The organism is Burkholderia sp. BCC1999, from assembly GCF_905339975.1.
In the GTDB taxonomy this organism is placed as follows: Bacteria; Pseudomonadota; Gammaproteobacteria; order Burkholderiales; family Burkholderiaceae; genus Burkholderia.
Genome location: NZ_CAJPHP010000019.1, coordinates 45,735 through 59,236, shown reverse-complemented (window position 1 = coordinate 59,236; position 13,502 = coordinate 45,735). Strand labels below are relative to the sequence as shown.

The 13,502-nt window shown below is 66.5% G+C and carries 13 protein-coding genes; 6 read left to right on the top strand and 7 right to left on the bottom strand.

Annotated elements, in window-relative coordinates:
- Window positions 1–203: 203 nt before the first annotated feature.
- The 7 genes from rqpR to U5809_RS25270 form a co-directional block, all read right to left on the bottom strand.
- Window positions 204–860, bottom strand: coding sequence for a response regulator transcription factor RqpR (gene rqpR, locus U5809_RS25300; RefSeq protein WP_322088528.1), 657 nt, complete (start codon window positions 858–860; stop codon window positions 204–206).
- A 7-nt stretch (window positions 861–867) separates the two neighbouring features.
- On the bottom strand, window positions 868–1,683 hold the full coding sequence (gene rqpS, locus U5809_RS25295; protein WP_322088527.1) for a quorum system sensor histidine kinase RqpS: 816 nt from the start codon (window positions 1,681–1,683) through the stop codon (window positions 868–870).
- 415 nt (window positions 1,684–2,098) lie between these two features.
- Window positions 2,099–2,869 (bottom strand): ferredoxin--NADP reductase, encoded by a 771-nt coding sequence (locus U5809_RS25290; RefSeq protein ID WP_282506168.1) that lies wholly within the window; start codon window positions 2,867–2,869, stop codon window positions 2,099–2,101.
- Between the two features lie 227 nt (window positions 2,870–3,096).
- Complete coding sequence (locus tag U5809_RS25285) at window positions 3,097–3,744, bottom strand: LysE family translocator (RefSeq protein WP_322088526.1); 648 nt, start codon at window positions 3,742–3,744, stop codon at window positions 3,097–3,099.
- 109 nt (window positions 3,745–3,853) lie between these two features.
- Window positions 3,854–4,669, bottom strand: coding sequence for an endonuclease/exonuclease/phosphatase family protein (locus U5809_RS25280; protein ID WP_322088525.1), 816 nt, complete (start codon window positions 4,667–4,669; stop codon window positions 3,854–3,856).
- 5 nt (window positions 4,670–4,674) lie between these two features.
- Window positions 4,675–5,163 (bottom strand): hypothetical protein, encoded by a 489-nt coding sequence (locus U5809_RS25275; protein ID WP_322088524.1) that lies wholly within the window; start codon window positions 5,161–5,163, stop codon window positions 4,675–4,677.
- A gap of 146 nt (window positions 5,164–5,309) precedes the next feature.
- Window positions 5,310–6,029 (bottom strand): nitroreductase, encoded by a 720-nt coding sequence (locus tag U5809_RS25270; RefSeq protein WP_322088523.1) that lies wholly within the window; start codon window positions 6,027–6,029, stop codon window positions 5,310–5,312.
- Window positions 6,030–6,258: 229 nt separating this feature from the next.
- On the opposite strand from U5809_RS25270, the gene U5809_RS25265 reads away from it, so the two are divergent.
- From U5809_RS25265 to U5809_RS25240, 6 genes are all read left to right on the top strand, one after another.
- Window positions 6,259–7,239, top strand: a complete 981-nt coding sequence (locus U5809_RS25265; RefSeq protein WP_322088522.1) for an AAA family ATPase — start codon at window positions 6,259–6,261, stop codon at window positions 7,237–7,239.
- A 145-nt stretch (window positions 7,240–7,384) separates the two neighbouring features.
- Window positions 7,385–8,494 carry an NAD(P)/FAD-dependent oxidoreductase gene (locus U5809_RS25260; RefSeq protein ID WP_322088521.1) on the top strand — a complete coding sequence of 370 codons (1,110 nt, stop codon included), beginning with the start codon at window positions 7,385–7,387 and terminating at the stop codon, window positions 8,492–8,494.
- A gap of 136 nt (window positions 8,495–8,630) precedes the next feature.
- Window positions 8,631–8,942 carry a high-potential iron-sulfur protein gene (locus U5809_RS25255; RefSeq protein ID WP_021163765.1) on the top strand — a complete coding sequence of 104 codons (312 nt, stop codon included), beginning with the start codon at window positions 8,631–8,633 and terminating at the stop codon, window positions 8,940–8,942.
- A gap of 190 nt (window positions 8,943–9,132) precedes the next feature.
- The gene (locus U5809_RS25250; protein WP_322088520.1) at window positions 9,133–10,440 is read left to right on the top strand and encodes an MFS transporter; all 1,308 of its coding nucleotides are present in this window, start codon (window positions 9,133–9,135) and stop codon (window positions 10,438–10,440) included.
- Window positions 10,441–10,759: 319 nt separating this feature from the next.
- Complete coding sequence (locus U5809_RS25245) at window positions 10,760–12,388, top strand: ABC transporter substrate-binding protein (protein WP_322088519.1); 1,629 nt, start codon at window positions 10,760–10,762, stop codon at window positions 12,386–12,388.
- Between the two features lie 99 nt (window positions 12,389–12,487).
- Window positions 12,488–13,498, top strand: coding sequence for an ABC transporter permease subunit (locus tag U5809_RS25240; RefSeq protein WP_322088518.1), 1,011 nt, complete (start codon window positions 12,488–12,490; stop codon window positions 13,496–13,498).
- Window positions 13,499–13,502 lie beyond the last annotated feature (4 nt).

The following is a 13,502-nucleotide window of genomic DNA, read 5'->3' as shown; positions in this document are numbered from 1 at the left end:
GCGGGGGCGCTGACTGAGTGAAAACCCGTAATTTTAGCCGATTTGACGAACAAGACCCGCTGCGGCGCAGCGGCGCGTCGCGGAATCGTCCGATAAAACAAGCGCTTGCGCTTGATGCGGGCGGCAGTTGAGGGAGACGCGGCGTGCGCCGCGTCATGGAATCGGACGAAGCCGAGGTAGCGGGCGAAGGCGAATCGGGCCGGTCAGGCGCCGGCCGCGGGCGCCATGTCGACGAGCCTGTTGCTCATCACGTAGAACGTGAGTTCCGCGTTGTTCGACAGCCGCATCTTCTCGAGCAGCCGCGACCGGTACACGCTCACCGTCTTCACGGACAGCGACAGCGTGTTCGCGATGTCGGTGAGCCGCTTGCCCGACGCGAGCATGCAGAGGGTCTGGTATTCGCGGTCGGACAGCTTCTCGTGCGGCAGCGGTTCGTTCTCGAACGACACGTATTCGGCGAGCGCCTCGGCCATCGCGGGGCTCACGTACTTGCGACCGGCCGCCACCTGCTGGATCGCGCCGATCATCTGCGCGGCGTTGACCGTCTTCGACAGGTAGCCGGCCGCGCCGGCCTTCAGCGCGCGGACCGCGTACTGGTCCTCGCGGTACATCGAGAACATCAGCACCGGCGTGCGCGTCAGCTTGCGCTTGAGGCGCTTGAGCACCTCGATGCCGTTCGTGTCCGGCAGCGAGATGTCGAGCAGGATCACGTCGAATTCCTGTTTGTCGACGGCTGCCATCGCGTCGCCGCCGGTTTCGGCTTCGGTGACGTCGCGCGCGATGCCGCGGTCGATCAGCAACTGGCGAATCCCTTGCCGGACGATCGCGTGATCGTCCACGAGCAGGATGTTCAGGCTCATGACGACCTCACGAAAGCGACGCGCGGCGGGCCGCGGCGGGCACCGCGAGCAGCGAATCCCACGCGAAGCGCGCGGTGACGCGCGTGCCGTGGCCGGTTTCCGGCATGGCCGTCTCGAAGCTGCCGCCGAACGCTTCGCAGCGGGCGCGCATGCCGGCGAGGCCGTAGCCGCTGCGGCGGCTACGGGCGAAACCGGTCCCATCGTCGGCGACAATCAGTGACAGATGCGTGCCGTCGGTGACGATCCGCACGTCGACCGACGTCGCGCGGGCGTGCTTCGCGACGTTCGACAGCGCTTCCTGCGCGACGCGGAATACCGCGAGTGCGCTGGCGCCGGCGATCTGCGTGAGGCGCGCGTCGGCTGCACACACGAAGCTCGTGCGCAGGCCCGTGCGGGCCGCGTGAGTGTCGATCCACGACGACAGCGCGCCGATCACGCCCGCGTCGAGCGCCGGCGTGTCGCGTTCGTCGATCAGCCGGCGATTCGCGTCGGTGGCGGCGTCGAGCGCCTGCTGCGCCAGCTCCAGCGCGCGCAGGCAGCCGTCCGGCGCATCGGCCGGCAGCCACGTTTGAACGTTTGCGAGCGCGAAACGCGCAGCGGTCAATTCGGCGCCGAGCCCGTCGTGCAACTCGCCGGCCAGATGGCGGCGGGCTGCTTCGTCGGCGGCGAGCAATTGGGCGGACAGGGCCGCGATCCGTGCGGCGGAGGCGTCGCGTTTCGACGCGGTGTCGGCAACGGGCGGAGTAGCGGCGCAGCTGTGCACACGCTGCCGCGACGGGAACGGGGCGTGGGCGCCCGAGGGCGCGTTAAGCGACGTATCCATGACTCTCCCTGCTGTCAGAAAGCGGTTCAGACACCGGCTGGCTGCGTGGATCGGCTGCCATTACGACGACGGTCGCCGCCAGAGAATCGCTCCATGCCGAGGTAACAAAAGTTACACCTTGTAACACTTGCATCCGACCCTTCCACTCTCATTCAAACGGCAACCACGCGCGGCGAATAATATCTCAAAATTTCTGAAAAGGTCATGTCGGGCGGACATTTAAGGGTAAATGTGAATAATCGGAATGAACGTGTTGTAGGAAAAACACTGACACCCGAACACCCGGCGGTGACGTATCCAAATGTAACTATTTGAGATGAGATGGTCCCAGTTTGTTACGAATTCGCCAAGTAGGGACGAAAAAAAACCGGAGCTTTTGCTCCGGTTCTTGATGACGCGCAAATTTGGGGGCCGATCAATCCACGAATGCGCGCTCGATCACGTAGTGGCCCGGCGCGCTGTTCTTGCCTTCGACGAGGCCGGCCTGCTTCAGCAGGTCGGTCGTGTCCTTCAGCATCGCGGTGCTGCCGCACAGCATCACGCGGTCGTTTTCCGGCGAGAACGGCGGGACGTCGAGATCCGTGAACAGCTTGCCCGTCGCGATCAGGTCGGTGATCCGGCCTTCGTTGTCGAACGCTTCGCGGGTGACCGTCGGGTAGTAGACGAGCTTTTCCTTGATGATGTCGCCGAGGTACTCGTGGCCCGGCAGGTCGTGCTTGATGTAGTCCATGTACGCCAGCTCGCCCTTCAGGCGGCAGGTGTGCGTCAGGATCACCTTGTCGAAGCGCTCGTAGATCTCCGGATCGCGGATGATCGACATGAACGGCGCGAGGCCCGTGCCCGTCGACAGCATCCACAGCGTCTTGCCCGGCAGCAGGTTGTCGGCGACCAGCGTGCCCGTCGGCTTCTTGCCGATCAGCACCGTGTCGCCCACCTTCAGGTGCTGCAGGCGCGACGTCAGCGGGCCGTTCTGCACCTTGATGCTGAAGAATTCGAGATGCTCTTCGTAGTTCGGGCTGACGATCGAGTAGGCGCGTGCGAGCGGCTTGCCGTCGACCTCGAGGCCGACCATCGTGAATTCGCCGTTGTTGAAGCGCAGGCTCGCCTCACGGCTGCAGGTGAAGCTGAAAAGCGTGTCGGTCCAGTGATGGACGGATTGGACGGTGGCGGTGTCGTATTTGCTCATGGCTTTGAAAACGGACGCGCGTAGCGGACGCGTGTAACGGGCCCAAAAATGGGCAAAAAAACCGAGTGCGACGGCCCGATCGCGGATCGGCCGGCCGGCGCGTCGGACACGCGCCTTCTCGATGACAGACGTTTGAGGAACTCGTTATTTTACCCTGTTGGCGCGGATCGCGGGCTTGACCCCCGTGGTTGCGCGGATTTGGCGCAACAAATTCTTTCACCGGGCTTTCAGCGATCGGCCGCGAGTTTCGCGCCGAGACCGACGAGCGCGACGCCGCACAACGCGTCGAGCGGGCGCCGCACGCGCCGGTAGCCGCGCTGCGCGCGGGGGCTCGCGAACAGGTACGCGACGCACGAATACCAGCCGGCCGACAGCACGCCGATCGTCACCAGCACCGCGCCGTTGAACCACAGCGGCACGTGCGCGGGCAGCATCGCCGCGAACACGCTGGTCCAGAACGCGCACGATTTCGGGTTCGTCAGGCACGTGAACAGGCCGCTGCGATACGCACGCAGGTAGTCGAGCGCCTGCGGTGCGGCCAGCGGCGCGGCGGCGTCCGGCGCGTCGGCCGGCGCCGCGTCGCGACGCACGCCCGAGCGCAGCAGCTTGAAGCCGAAATACACGAGATACACGGCGCCGCCGATCCGGATCGCCTCGTACAGCCATTCGACCTGATGCAGCACGGCCGCGAGGCCGAGCATCGCGAGCGTCGCCCACGCGACCGACGCGGTGCCGACGCCGAGCGCCGACGCGGCGCCCAGGCTGCGGCGACCCGCGAGCGACAGCTGCGAAATCATGAAGAAATTCGGGCCGGGCGTGATCGCCGCGACGAGGTAGACGACGGCGATTTGCAGCAGGATCGGCAGGTAGGTCATGGCGGCGCGGCCCGGCGGCGGGGCGATGGCGGAATGGGCAAGCCGCTACTTTAGCGCGGGCGGCGCGGCCGCGCTCCGGCGGCGCGCGATCGGGGGTGGCCGACGAAGGTTATTGCGGATCGAGGCGCAGGCGAGCGATGTACGGCAGGTGGTCCGACAGCCACGCGGCTTCGCCGGACGGCGCGCGCCATTCGAGCGGCGTCAGGCCGCGCACGAACATCTTGTCGAGCGCGAGCGCCGGCGAGAACGCGGGGAACGTGCGGCCCGATTCGCCGAGCAGCGTCGCGACCTCGGACATCCCGATCTCGCCGAACAGCGCGACCGAATCGTTGCGCCAGTCGTTGAAGTCGCCGGCGAGCATCAGCGGGCCGTCACCCGCGTTGCGCACGATCCAGTGCGCGATCCAGTGCATCTGGCGCAGCCGCGCGGCGCGCGTGAGCGCGAGGTGCGCGCACAGCAGCGTGACCGGGCGCGCGCCCGCGAGCGTTGCACGCGCGACGAGCAGCCCGCGCCGCTCGAAGCGGTGCGCGGAGATGTCCCAGCGGCCGCCGAGGTCGAGCGGATGCGGCGACAGGATCGCATTGCCGTGCCGCCACGACGGCTTGAACACGTTCGGCCCGAGCGCGATCTGCCAGTCGAGCGCATGCGCGATCTCGGTGGCCTGGCAATGCCACACGTCGTCGACCGCGTCGTCCATCTGCGCGCCGAAGCCGGACGCGAGCACGGGGCGCGGCATGCGGCGCGCCATCGCTTCCTGCAGGAAATACACGTCGGCGTGCGTCGACTGCATCCAGTTGCGCATCGCGTTCCACGCGGTGAAGCCCAGTGGCGAGCGGCCCTTGTGCAGGTTCCAGCTGACGGCGGTGATTTCGTCGGGGGCCGCGTGCGGTTCGGCGAACGGCAAGGACAGGGCGTCGGCGGACATGACGCTCAGTCCTTCGCGACGTGCGCACGCACGCGGTACACGAGGTGCGGATGCTGTTCGACGAGCGTCCAGTCGGTCCATGCATCGGCGCCGACCGACAGGCCGGGGTGGCTCGCGACAATCTGCCGCGGCGACGCGGGTACGCACGGATCGATGCGCGTCGCGTTTTCGTCGTCGAGCGTTTCCTGCACGTCGAGCGCGAGCGACACCGTGTTCGCACTGGTGTCGACGGTGAGCGGCGCGACGGTGACCGAACGCGAACGCTCGGTCGGCACGACGCGCGCGTCGTTGCCGCACCCGACCGGCACGGCGGACGGATAGCGATGGGTATCGGTGCGGGTCTGACCCACGGTGGTGCGTTGCTGGAACGTGTCGATCGTCTGACCGTCGCGCACCACCTGGATCTCCCACGCGACGGAGGCTGGCGCGGGGCTTTGCGCATGGGCGGCGAGCGTGAGGCTCGCGAGCAGGACGGCCAGGCCGTGTTTCAGCATGAAACGTCTCCGGAAACGCGCAATAGCGGGGAACGGACGCACATCTTACGCCCGATCGATTTCGATCGTGATGTGACAGGACGCACTGCGACAGGTTCGCAGCACGATGCGGTCCTGCCCGACAGGTAAGGCCGAGCCGTGCATTTTCAAGCGAAAAAGCGCGCGAACTCGGCGACGGGAGCGCGCTCGGTGACGAGGCTGTTCTCGATCGCGTCTGGGTCCGCATGGCCGAGCGACATCCCGCAGACGAACTGCTCGTTGGCGGGAATGCCGAGGTGGTCGGCGACGATCCGGTGAAACGGCACGAACGCGGCCTGCGGGCAGGTATCGAGCCCGCGTGCGCGTGCGGCCGTCATCACGCCCTGCAGGAACATCCCGCAATCGAGCCAGGCCCCTAACGTCATCACGCGGTCGAGCGTGAAGAACAGCGCGACCGGCGCATCGAAGAAACGGAAGTTGCGCGCGTGCTGCGCGTGCATGCGCGCCTTCTCGTCGCGACCGATGTTCAACAGCCCGTATAGGTCCCAGCCGACCTTGCGGCGCCGGTCGATATACGGCGACACCCATTCGCGCGGGTAGTAGTCGTATTCGGCGACGTATTTCTCGTCGCGCGCGGGATCGTCGTGCGCCGCGGTCAGCGCGGCGGCGAGCGCATCGCGCGTGGCGCCCGTCGCGACGTACACGTGCCACGGCTGGATGTTGGTGCCCGACGGCGCGCGGCTCGCGGCTTCGAGGATCGCCTCGAGCGTGTCGCGCGGCACGGGGGTCGGCAGGAAGGCGCGGATCGCGCGGCGCGACGTGAGCGCCGCGTCGACGGCGTCGATCGCATCGGCATCGACGCGGGGGGAAGCAGCGGGGACGGACATCGGCATACCTTTGGGGCATCGCGCGACGCGCCGTGCGGGCGCCGTCGGCAAGGCCGGCGCGGCGGGTGGGGGAACCATCGATCATACGCTGCAGCGCGCGGCCCTGCAGCGCACGCGAAGTGTTAGCAGCAGACTCGCGTGGCTGCTTGCTTGCGCGGGGATATGGGATCGCTACACTGAAATCGTAAGGGTCTGATGGTCGTGTGACGGCAAGTGCAGCGAGGTTGGTATGACGACGGCGATGGTGAAACAGGAACTGGCGGTGGCGTCCTTCAGCACGGTGTACGACCTCGAGCAGGTCGAGACGGCGCTGAGCGACCTGAACGAGAGCGCGAGCGACGCACTGCGCGCCACTTACGAGCGGATGCTCAAGACGGGGAATCTGCGCTTCTGCGTGAAGCCGAACCGGATGCCGTCGTTCGATGAACTCGGCGACGCCTTGCCGAATTTCGGCGAGCCGCTCGACGACGTGCGCAAGCAGGTCGCGCTGTGCCTCGAAACGGACGACCGGCTCGAACTGATGCCGATCCTGCTGCTCGGGCCGCCCGGGATCGGCAAGACGCATTTCGCGAAGGCGCTCGCGCAACTGCTCGGCACCGCGTATCACTACGTGCCGATGAGCTCGCTGACGGCCGGCTGGATTTTGTCGGGCGCGTCGTCGCAATGGAAGAACGCGAAGCCCGGCAAGGTGTTCGAGGCGCTCGTGAACGGCAGCTACGCAAACCCGGTGATCGCCGTCGACGAGATCGACAAGGCCGGCAGCGATGCGCAATACGATCCGCTCGGTGCGCTGTACGCGTTGCTCGAGCACGACACCGCGCGCGCATTCGTCGACGAATTCGCGGAAGTGCCGATCGATGCGGGCAACGTGATCTGGATCGCGACCGCGAACGACGCGCAGGCGATTCCGGAGCCGCTGCTCAACCGGATGAACGTGTACGAGATCGCGCCGCCCGATGCGGCCGGCGCGCGCCGGATCGCGCAGACGATCTACGACGAGATCCGCACGTCGCATGCGTGGGGGCGGCGCTTCCCCGACACGCTCGGCGACGACGCGCTCGACGTGCTGGCCGCGACGCCGCCGCGCACGATGCGTCGCGCGCTGCTGCACGCATTCGGCGCCGCGCGGCTCGACGGCCGCGATGCGATCGGGCCGCACGACATCCGCGCGGACGAGGGCGCCGCGAAGCGCCGGCCGATCGGCTTCTGACACAGCGGCGCGCACCGCCGCGGCGTGTGCGCGCCGCGTCGTCGGCTGCGTCGTCGCGACGCGCTGCGGATGCGTTCTGCACGCGGGCGAACCGGGACGTACAATTCTCTTCTCTCCCTTCGACGCGTTAGCGGCGCGAACTGTCATGGAGCAGATGGATTGTGTCGTGATCGGCGCGGGTGTCGTCGGTCTGGCGATTGCGCGGGAACTGGCCGCGCGCGGGCGTGAAACGATCGTGCTCGAGGCGGCCGACGCGATCGGCACGGGCACGAGTTCGCGCAACAGCGAAGTGATTCACGCGGGGCTCTACTACCCGCGCGGGTCGCTGAAGGCGATGTCGTGCGTGCGTGGCCGCGACATGCTGTACGAATTCTGCGAAACGCATCACGTGCCGCACCGGCGCGCGGGCAAGCTGCTGGTCGCGACGAGCGCCGCGCAGGTGAAGCAGTTGAAGGCGATCGCCGCGCGCGCGGTCGAAAACGGCGTGCTCGACCTGCTGCCGCTCACGCGTGCGGAGGCGCAGACGCTCGAGCCCGCGCTCGAATGCGTGGAGGCGCTGTTCTCGCCGTCGACCGGCATCGTCGACAGCCACCAGCTGATGCTCGCGCTGCTCGGCGACGCGGAACGCAACGGCGCGATGTGCGCGCTGAAATCCCCGGTCGAATCGATCGACGTGCTGCGCGGCGGGCGCTTCGTCGTGCGCACGGGCGGCGATGCGCCCACCGAGATCGAGGCTGCCTGCGTGATCAACAGCGCGGGCCTCGGTGCACAGGCGCTCGCGCGCCGCACGCGCGGCCTCGACCCGCGCTGGGTGCCGCCGCTCTATCTCGCGCGCGGCAATTACTTCAGCCTGTCGGGGCGCGCGCCGTTCTCGCACCTGATCTACCCGATGCCCGATCGCGCGGGGCTCGGCGTGCACCTGACGCTCGATCTCGGCGGGCAGGCGCGCTTCGGCCCGGACGTCGAATGGTGCGATTCGCTGCGCTACGAAGTCGATCCGGCGCGTGCGACCGCGTTCTACGCGTCGATCCGCGCGTTCTGGCCGGCCCTGCCCGACGACGCGCTGCAGCCGGCGTATGCGGGCATCCGGCCGAAGCTCGCGGGGCCCGGCGAGCCGCCGGCCGACTTCATCGTGCAGGGCGCCGCGCAGCATGGCGTGCGCGGGCTCGTGAACCTGTTCGGCATCGAATCGCCGGGGCTCACCGCGTCGCTCGCGCTCGCGCAGCGCGTGGGCGAGATGACCGCCTACCGCTGACGCGACGCACGGGCAGCCGTGTGAAATCCCTTATCTCTGGAATTTCGGCGCGCACATTTATTCGCTTGGGCGTTATTCTGTCGAACGGCTGTCGCCAGAACAGCTTTCAAACCGATAACGTTGGAGCGAGTCCCCCATGAAAACATCCCGTCGGAGTTTCCTGATTACGAGCATTGGTGCCGTGTCCGCGCTGGCGCTGTCGCGCGAAGCGCTGGCCGATGCGCCGATGCTGTCGGAAACGGATCCGACCGCCGTGGCGCTCGGCTACAAGGCCGATGCCACGAAGGTCGACAAGACGAAGTACCCGAAATACGCAGCGGGCCAGGATTGTGCGGCCTGCATGCTGTACCAGGGCAAGAAGGGCTCGGCATCGGGTCCGTGCGGCGCCTTCCCCGGCAAGCAGGTGTCGGCGAAGGGCTGGTGCAGCGCCTTCTCGAAGATGGGTTGAGTCCCGTGCGGCATCGTGCGATGCCGCATTGTGGCGAAAACCGCAAAACGCCCGCCGTCGAAAGATGGCGGGCGTTTTTTATGCTTGAAAACGGTTCCGTCGCTTTCTACACTCGCTGCAAACCTGTGCGCCGCGACCCACCCGCGCGCCGCGCCGCCCGACACGGCGAATTCACGAGGACGAGGCACGCATGGCGACGATTGCGAATTCAACGAAAACGATCCGGCCCGAGCGTGCGCTGAATCGCCGCGCGGTGGCCGCCGCCGTGATCGGCAACGCGCTCGAGTGGTACGACTTCACGGTGTTCGGCTTCATGACGGTCGTGATCGCCGAGCTGTTCTTCCCGACCTCCAGCGAATATTCGTCGCTGCTCCTCACCACCGCGACGTTCGGCGTCGCGTTCTTCATGCGCCCGATCGGCGGCATCGTGTTCGGCCTGTACGCGGATCGCGCGGGCCGCAAGGCCGCGCTGTCGCTGGTGATCCTCCTGATGACGGCCGGCATCTTCCTGCTCGCGATCGCGCCGCCCTATGCGGCGATCGGCATTGGCGGCCCGATCCTGATCGTGCTCGGCCGGCTGCTGCAGGGCTTCTCCGCGGGCGGCGAATTCGGCAGTGCGACGGCGCTGCTGATCGAAGCCGCGCCGTTCTCGAAACGCGGCTTCTACGGCAGCTGGCAGATGGCGAGCCAGGCGGCCGCGCTGCTGATCGGCGCGCTCGTCGGCGCAGCCGTCACGCGCGGGCTGTCGCACGACGCGCTGCGCAGCTGGGGCTGGCGCGTGCCGTTCATCCTCGGGCTCGTGATCGGCCCGATCGGCTTCTACATCCGCCGCCATCTCGCCGATTCCGAAGCGTTCCTGCATGCGCAGCAGAGCGCGCGCCGCGCGACGCTCGGCGAAGTGTTCACGCGCCACCCGCGCGAGGTGTTGTGCGGGCTCGGCTCGGTGATCGCGCTGACGGTGACGATCTACGTGCTGATCAGCTATCTGCCGACCTTCGCGGTGAAGCAGCTGAAGCTGCCGTACGCGGAATCGTTCTACGCGGTGATCGTCGGCAACCTGCTGCTGATGGTGCTGTCGCCGGTCGCGGGCGCCTGGTCCGATCGCATCGGCCGCAAGGGGCTGTCGCTGTGGTCGCTCGTGCTGACGCTCGCGCTGATGTATCCGCTGTTCGCGTGGCTCGACGCGGCGCCGAGCATCGGGCGGCTGATCGCGGTGCAGGCCGTGCTGTCGGTGACGCTCGCGGGCTACTACGGGCCGTTCGGCGCGATGATCGCCGAGCTGTTCCCGGCCAACGTGCGCTCGACCGGGCTGTCGATCGCGTACAACGTCGCGGTGATGCTGTTCGGCGGCTTCGGCCAGTTCATCGTCACGTGGCTGATCAAGGTCACGGGCACGCCGCTCGCACCGACCTACTACGTGATGGCCGGGATCGCGCTGTCGATCGTCGCGGTCGCGTTCGTGCCGGCGCGCAGTGCCGACCTCGACGCGCCGGTGTGATCGCATGACGATTTGAAGACGGTCATCGGATCGTTTCGTAAAACGCAATGATGTGCTGCAGGGCACGGGGAACGGCGCATCGAGCCGTCGTGTTCGCGCCCGAATTGTTTAGTCGTCGAACGAAACTTGCGCGAGATGAACGGAATTGTCGCTCGCGCGCGTTTTCGCATTTTTTACCCACACTAAACATCGGCACAAACCCGTGCGGGGCAGATAGAAGAGTTTTTTCTCCAGCTTGTTGCCACATCGTTAGCTCAAGTAATATCCGCGTACGCCGGCCCCTGGCGGGCCGGTTCCGATCTGGAGACCTGGAGGAAACATGGAATACAACCGTCTGTTGCACACCCTGCGTGTTACCGCCATTGCAGGCGTGGCAGCGGCATCGCTCGGCGTCGCGGGCTCTGCATTCGCACAGATCCCGAACAAAACGCTCGTCTACTGCTCAGAAGGCAGCCCGGCGGGTTTCGATTCCGCGCAATTTACGACCGGCGTCGATTTCACCGCCGCCACGTTCACCGTCTACAACCGCCTCGTCGAATTCGAGCGCGGCGGCACGAAGGTCGAGCCGGGCCTCGCCGAGAAGTGGGACGTATCGCCGGACGGCAAGGTGTACACGTTCCACCTGCGCCATGGCGTGAAGTTCCACACGACCGACTTCTTCAAGCCGACGCGTGAATTCAACGCGGACGACGTGCTGTTCTCGTTCCAGCGCATGCTCGACCCGAACCAGGCGTTCCGCAAGGCATACCCGGTGTCGTTCCCGTACTTCACCGACATGGGGCTCGACAAGCTGATCACGAAGGTCGAGAAGGTCGATCCGTACACCGTGAAGTTCACGCTGGCCGAGCCGAATGCGCCGTTCATCCAGAACATGGCGATGGAATTCGCGTCGATCCTGTCGGCCGAATACGGCGACCAGCTGATGAAGGCAGGCAAGGCCGCCGACATCAACCAGAAGCCGGTCGGCACGGGCCCGTTCATCTTCCGCAGCTACACGAAGGACGCGACGATCCGTTTCGACGGCAATCCTGATTACTGGAAGAAGGGCGAAGTGAAGCTGTCGAAGCTGATCTTCTCGATCACGCCGGATCCGGGCGTGCGCGTGCAGAAGATCAAGCGCAACGAATGCCAGGTGATGAGCTATCCGCGTCCGGCCGACATCGCGACGCTGAAGGCCGACTCGGGCATCGACATGCCGTCGCAGGCCGGCTTCAACCTCGGCTACCTCGCGTACAACGTCGAGCACAAGCCGGTCGACAAGCTCGAGGTGCGTCAGGCGCTCGACATGGCGATCAACAAGAAGGCGATCCTCGAGTCCGTCTACCAGGGTGCCGGCCAGGCCGCCAACGCGCCGATGCCGCCGACCCAATGGTCGTACGACAAGAACCTGAAGATGGCGCCGAACGACACCGCGAAGGCGAAGGCGTTGCTCGCGAAGGCCGGCTATGCGAACGGTTTCGAGATCACGCTGTGGGCGATGCCCGTGCAGCGCGCATACAACCCGAACGCCCGCCTGATGGCCGAGATGATCCAGGCCGACTGGGCGAAGATCGGCGTGAAGGCGAAGATCGTCACGTACGAGTGGGGCGAGTACATCAAGCGCGCGCACTCGGGTGAGCAGGACACGATGCTGATCGGCTGGACGGGCGACAACGGCGATCCGGACAACTGGCTCGGCACGCTGCTCGGCTGCGAAGCGATCAAGGGCAACAACTTCTCGCACTGGTGCTACAAGCCGTTCGACGAGCTGGTCCAGAAGGGCCGCACGACGACGGGCCAGGACGCACGGACGAAGCTCTACACGCAGGCCCAGCAGATCTTCGCGCAACAGCTGCCGTTCTCGCCGATCGCGAACTCGACGGTCTACCAGCCGGTGCGCAAGAACGTGGTCGACATGCGTATCGAACCGCTCGGCTATGCCCGCTTCGACGGTGTTAGCGTGAAGTAACGCGCCTGTCGTAAGCTGTCGCAACTCATCCGGCGGCGGGAGGCCAAAAGCTTCCCGTCGCCGGTCGCACATTTCCCACAAGAAAATACGAGACGCATCATGTTCACATTCGTGTTGCGCCGCGTGGGCATGGTGATCCCGACTTTCATCGGCATCACCATCCTGGCGTTTGCGCTGATTCACCTGATACCGGGCGACCCCATCGAAGTGATGATGGGCGAGCGCGGCGTCGATCCCGCGATGCACGCAGAGGCGATGAAACGCCTCGGGCTCGACCAGCCGCTGCCCATGCAGTACTTCCACTACATCGGCCGGGCGCTGCATGGCGACCTCGGCACGTCGATCATCACCAACACGAGCGTCGCGGGCGAATTCTTCGCGCGCTTCCCGGCGACCGTCGAGCTGTCGCTGTGCGCGCTCGTGTTCGCGCTCGCGGTCGGGCTGCCGGCCGGCGTGATCGCCGCGCTTCGGCGCGGCTCGGTCGTCGACCACGGCGTGATGGGCACCGCGCTCACGGGCTACTCGATGCCGATCTTCTGGTGGGGGCTGATCCTCATCATGGTGTTTTCGTCATACCTCGGCTGGACGCCCGTGTCGGGGCGCATCGCCGTCGAATACGACTTCCCGCACCCGACGGGCTTCATGCTGATCGACGCGCTGCTCGCGCCGGATGAAGGCTCGTTCAGGTCGGCGGTCAGCCACCTGATCCTGCCCGCGATCGTGCTCGGCACGATCCCGCTCGCGGTGATCGCGCGGATGACGCGCTCGTCGATGCTCGAAGTGCTGCGCGAGGACTACATCCGCACCGCCCGCGCGAAGGGGCTGTCGCCCGCGCGCGTGGTCGTCGTGCATGCGCTGCGCAACGCGCTGATCCCGGTCGTCACCGTGATCGGCCTGCAGATCGGCACGCTGCTCGCGGGCGCCGTGCTGACCGAGACGCTCTTTTCGTGGCCCGGTGTCGGCAAGTGGCTGATCGATGCGATCGGCCGCCGCGACTATCCGGTCGTCCAGGGCGGCATCCTGTTGATCGCGACGCTCGTGATCGTCGTGAACCTGGTCGTCGACCTGCTGTACGGCGTGCTGAATCCGCGCATCCGCCACACGAGGTAATCCC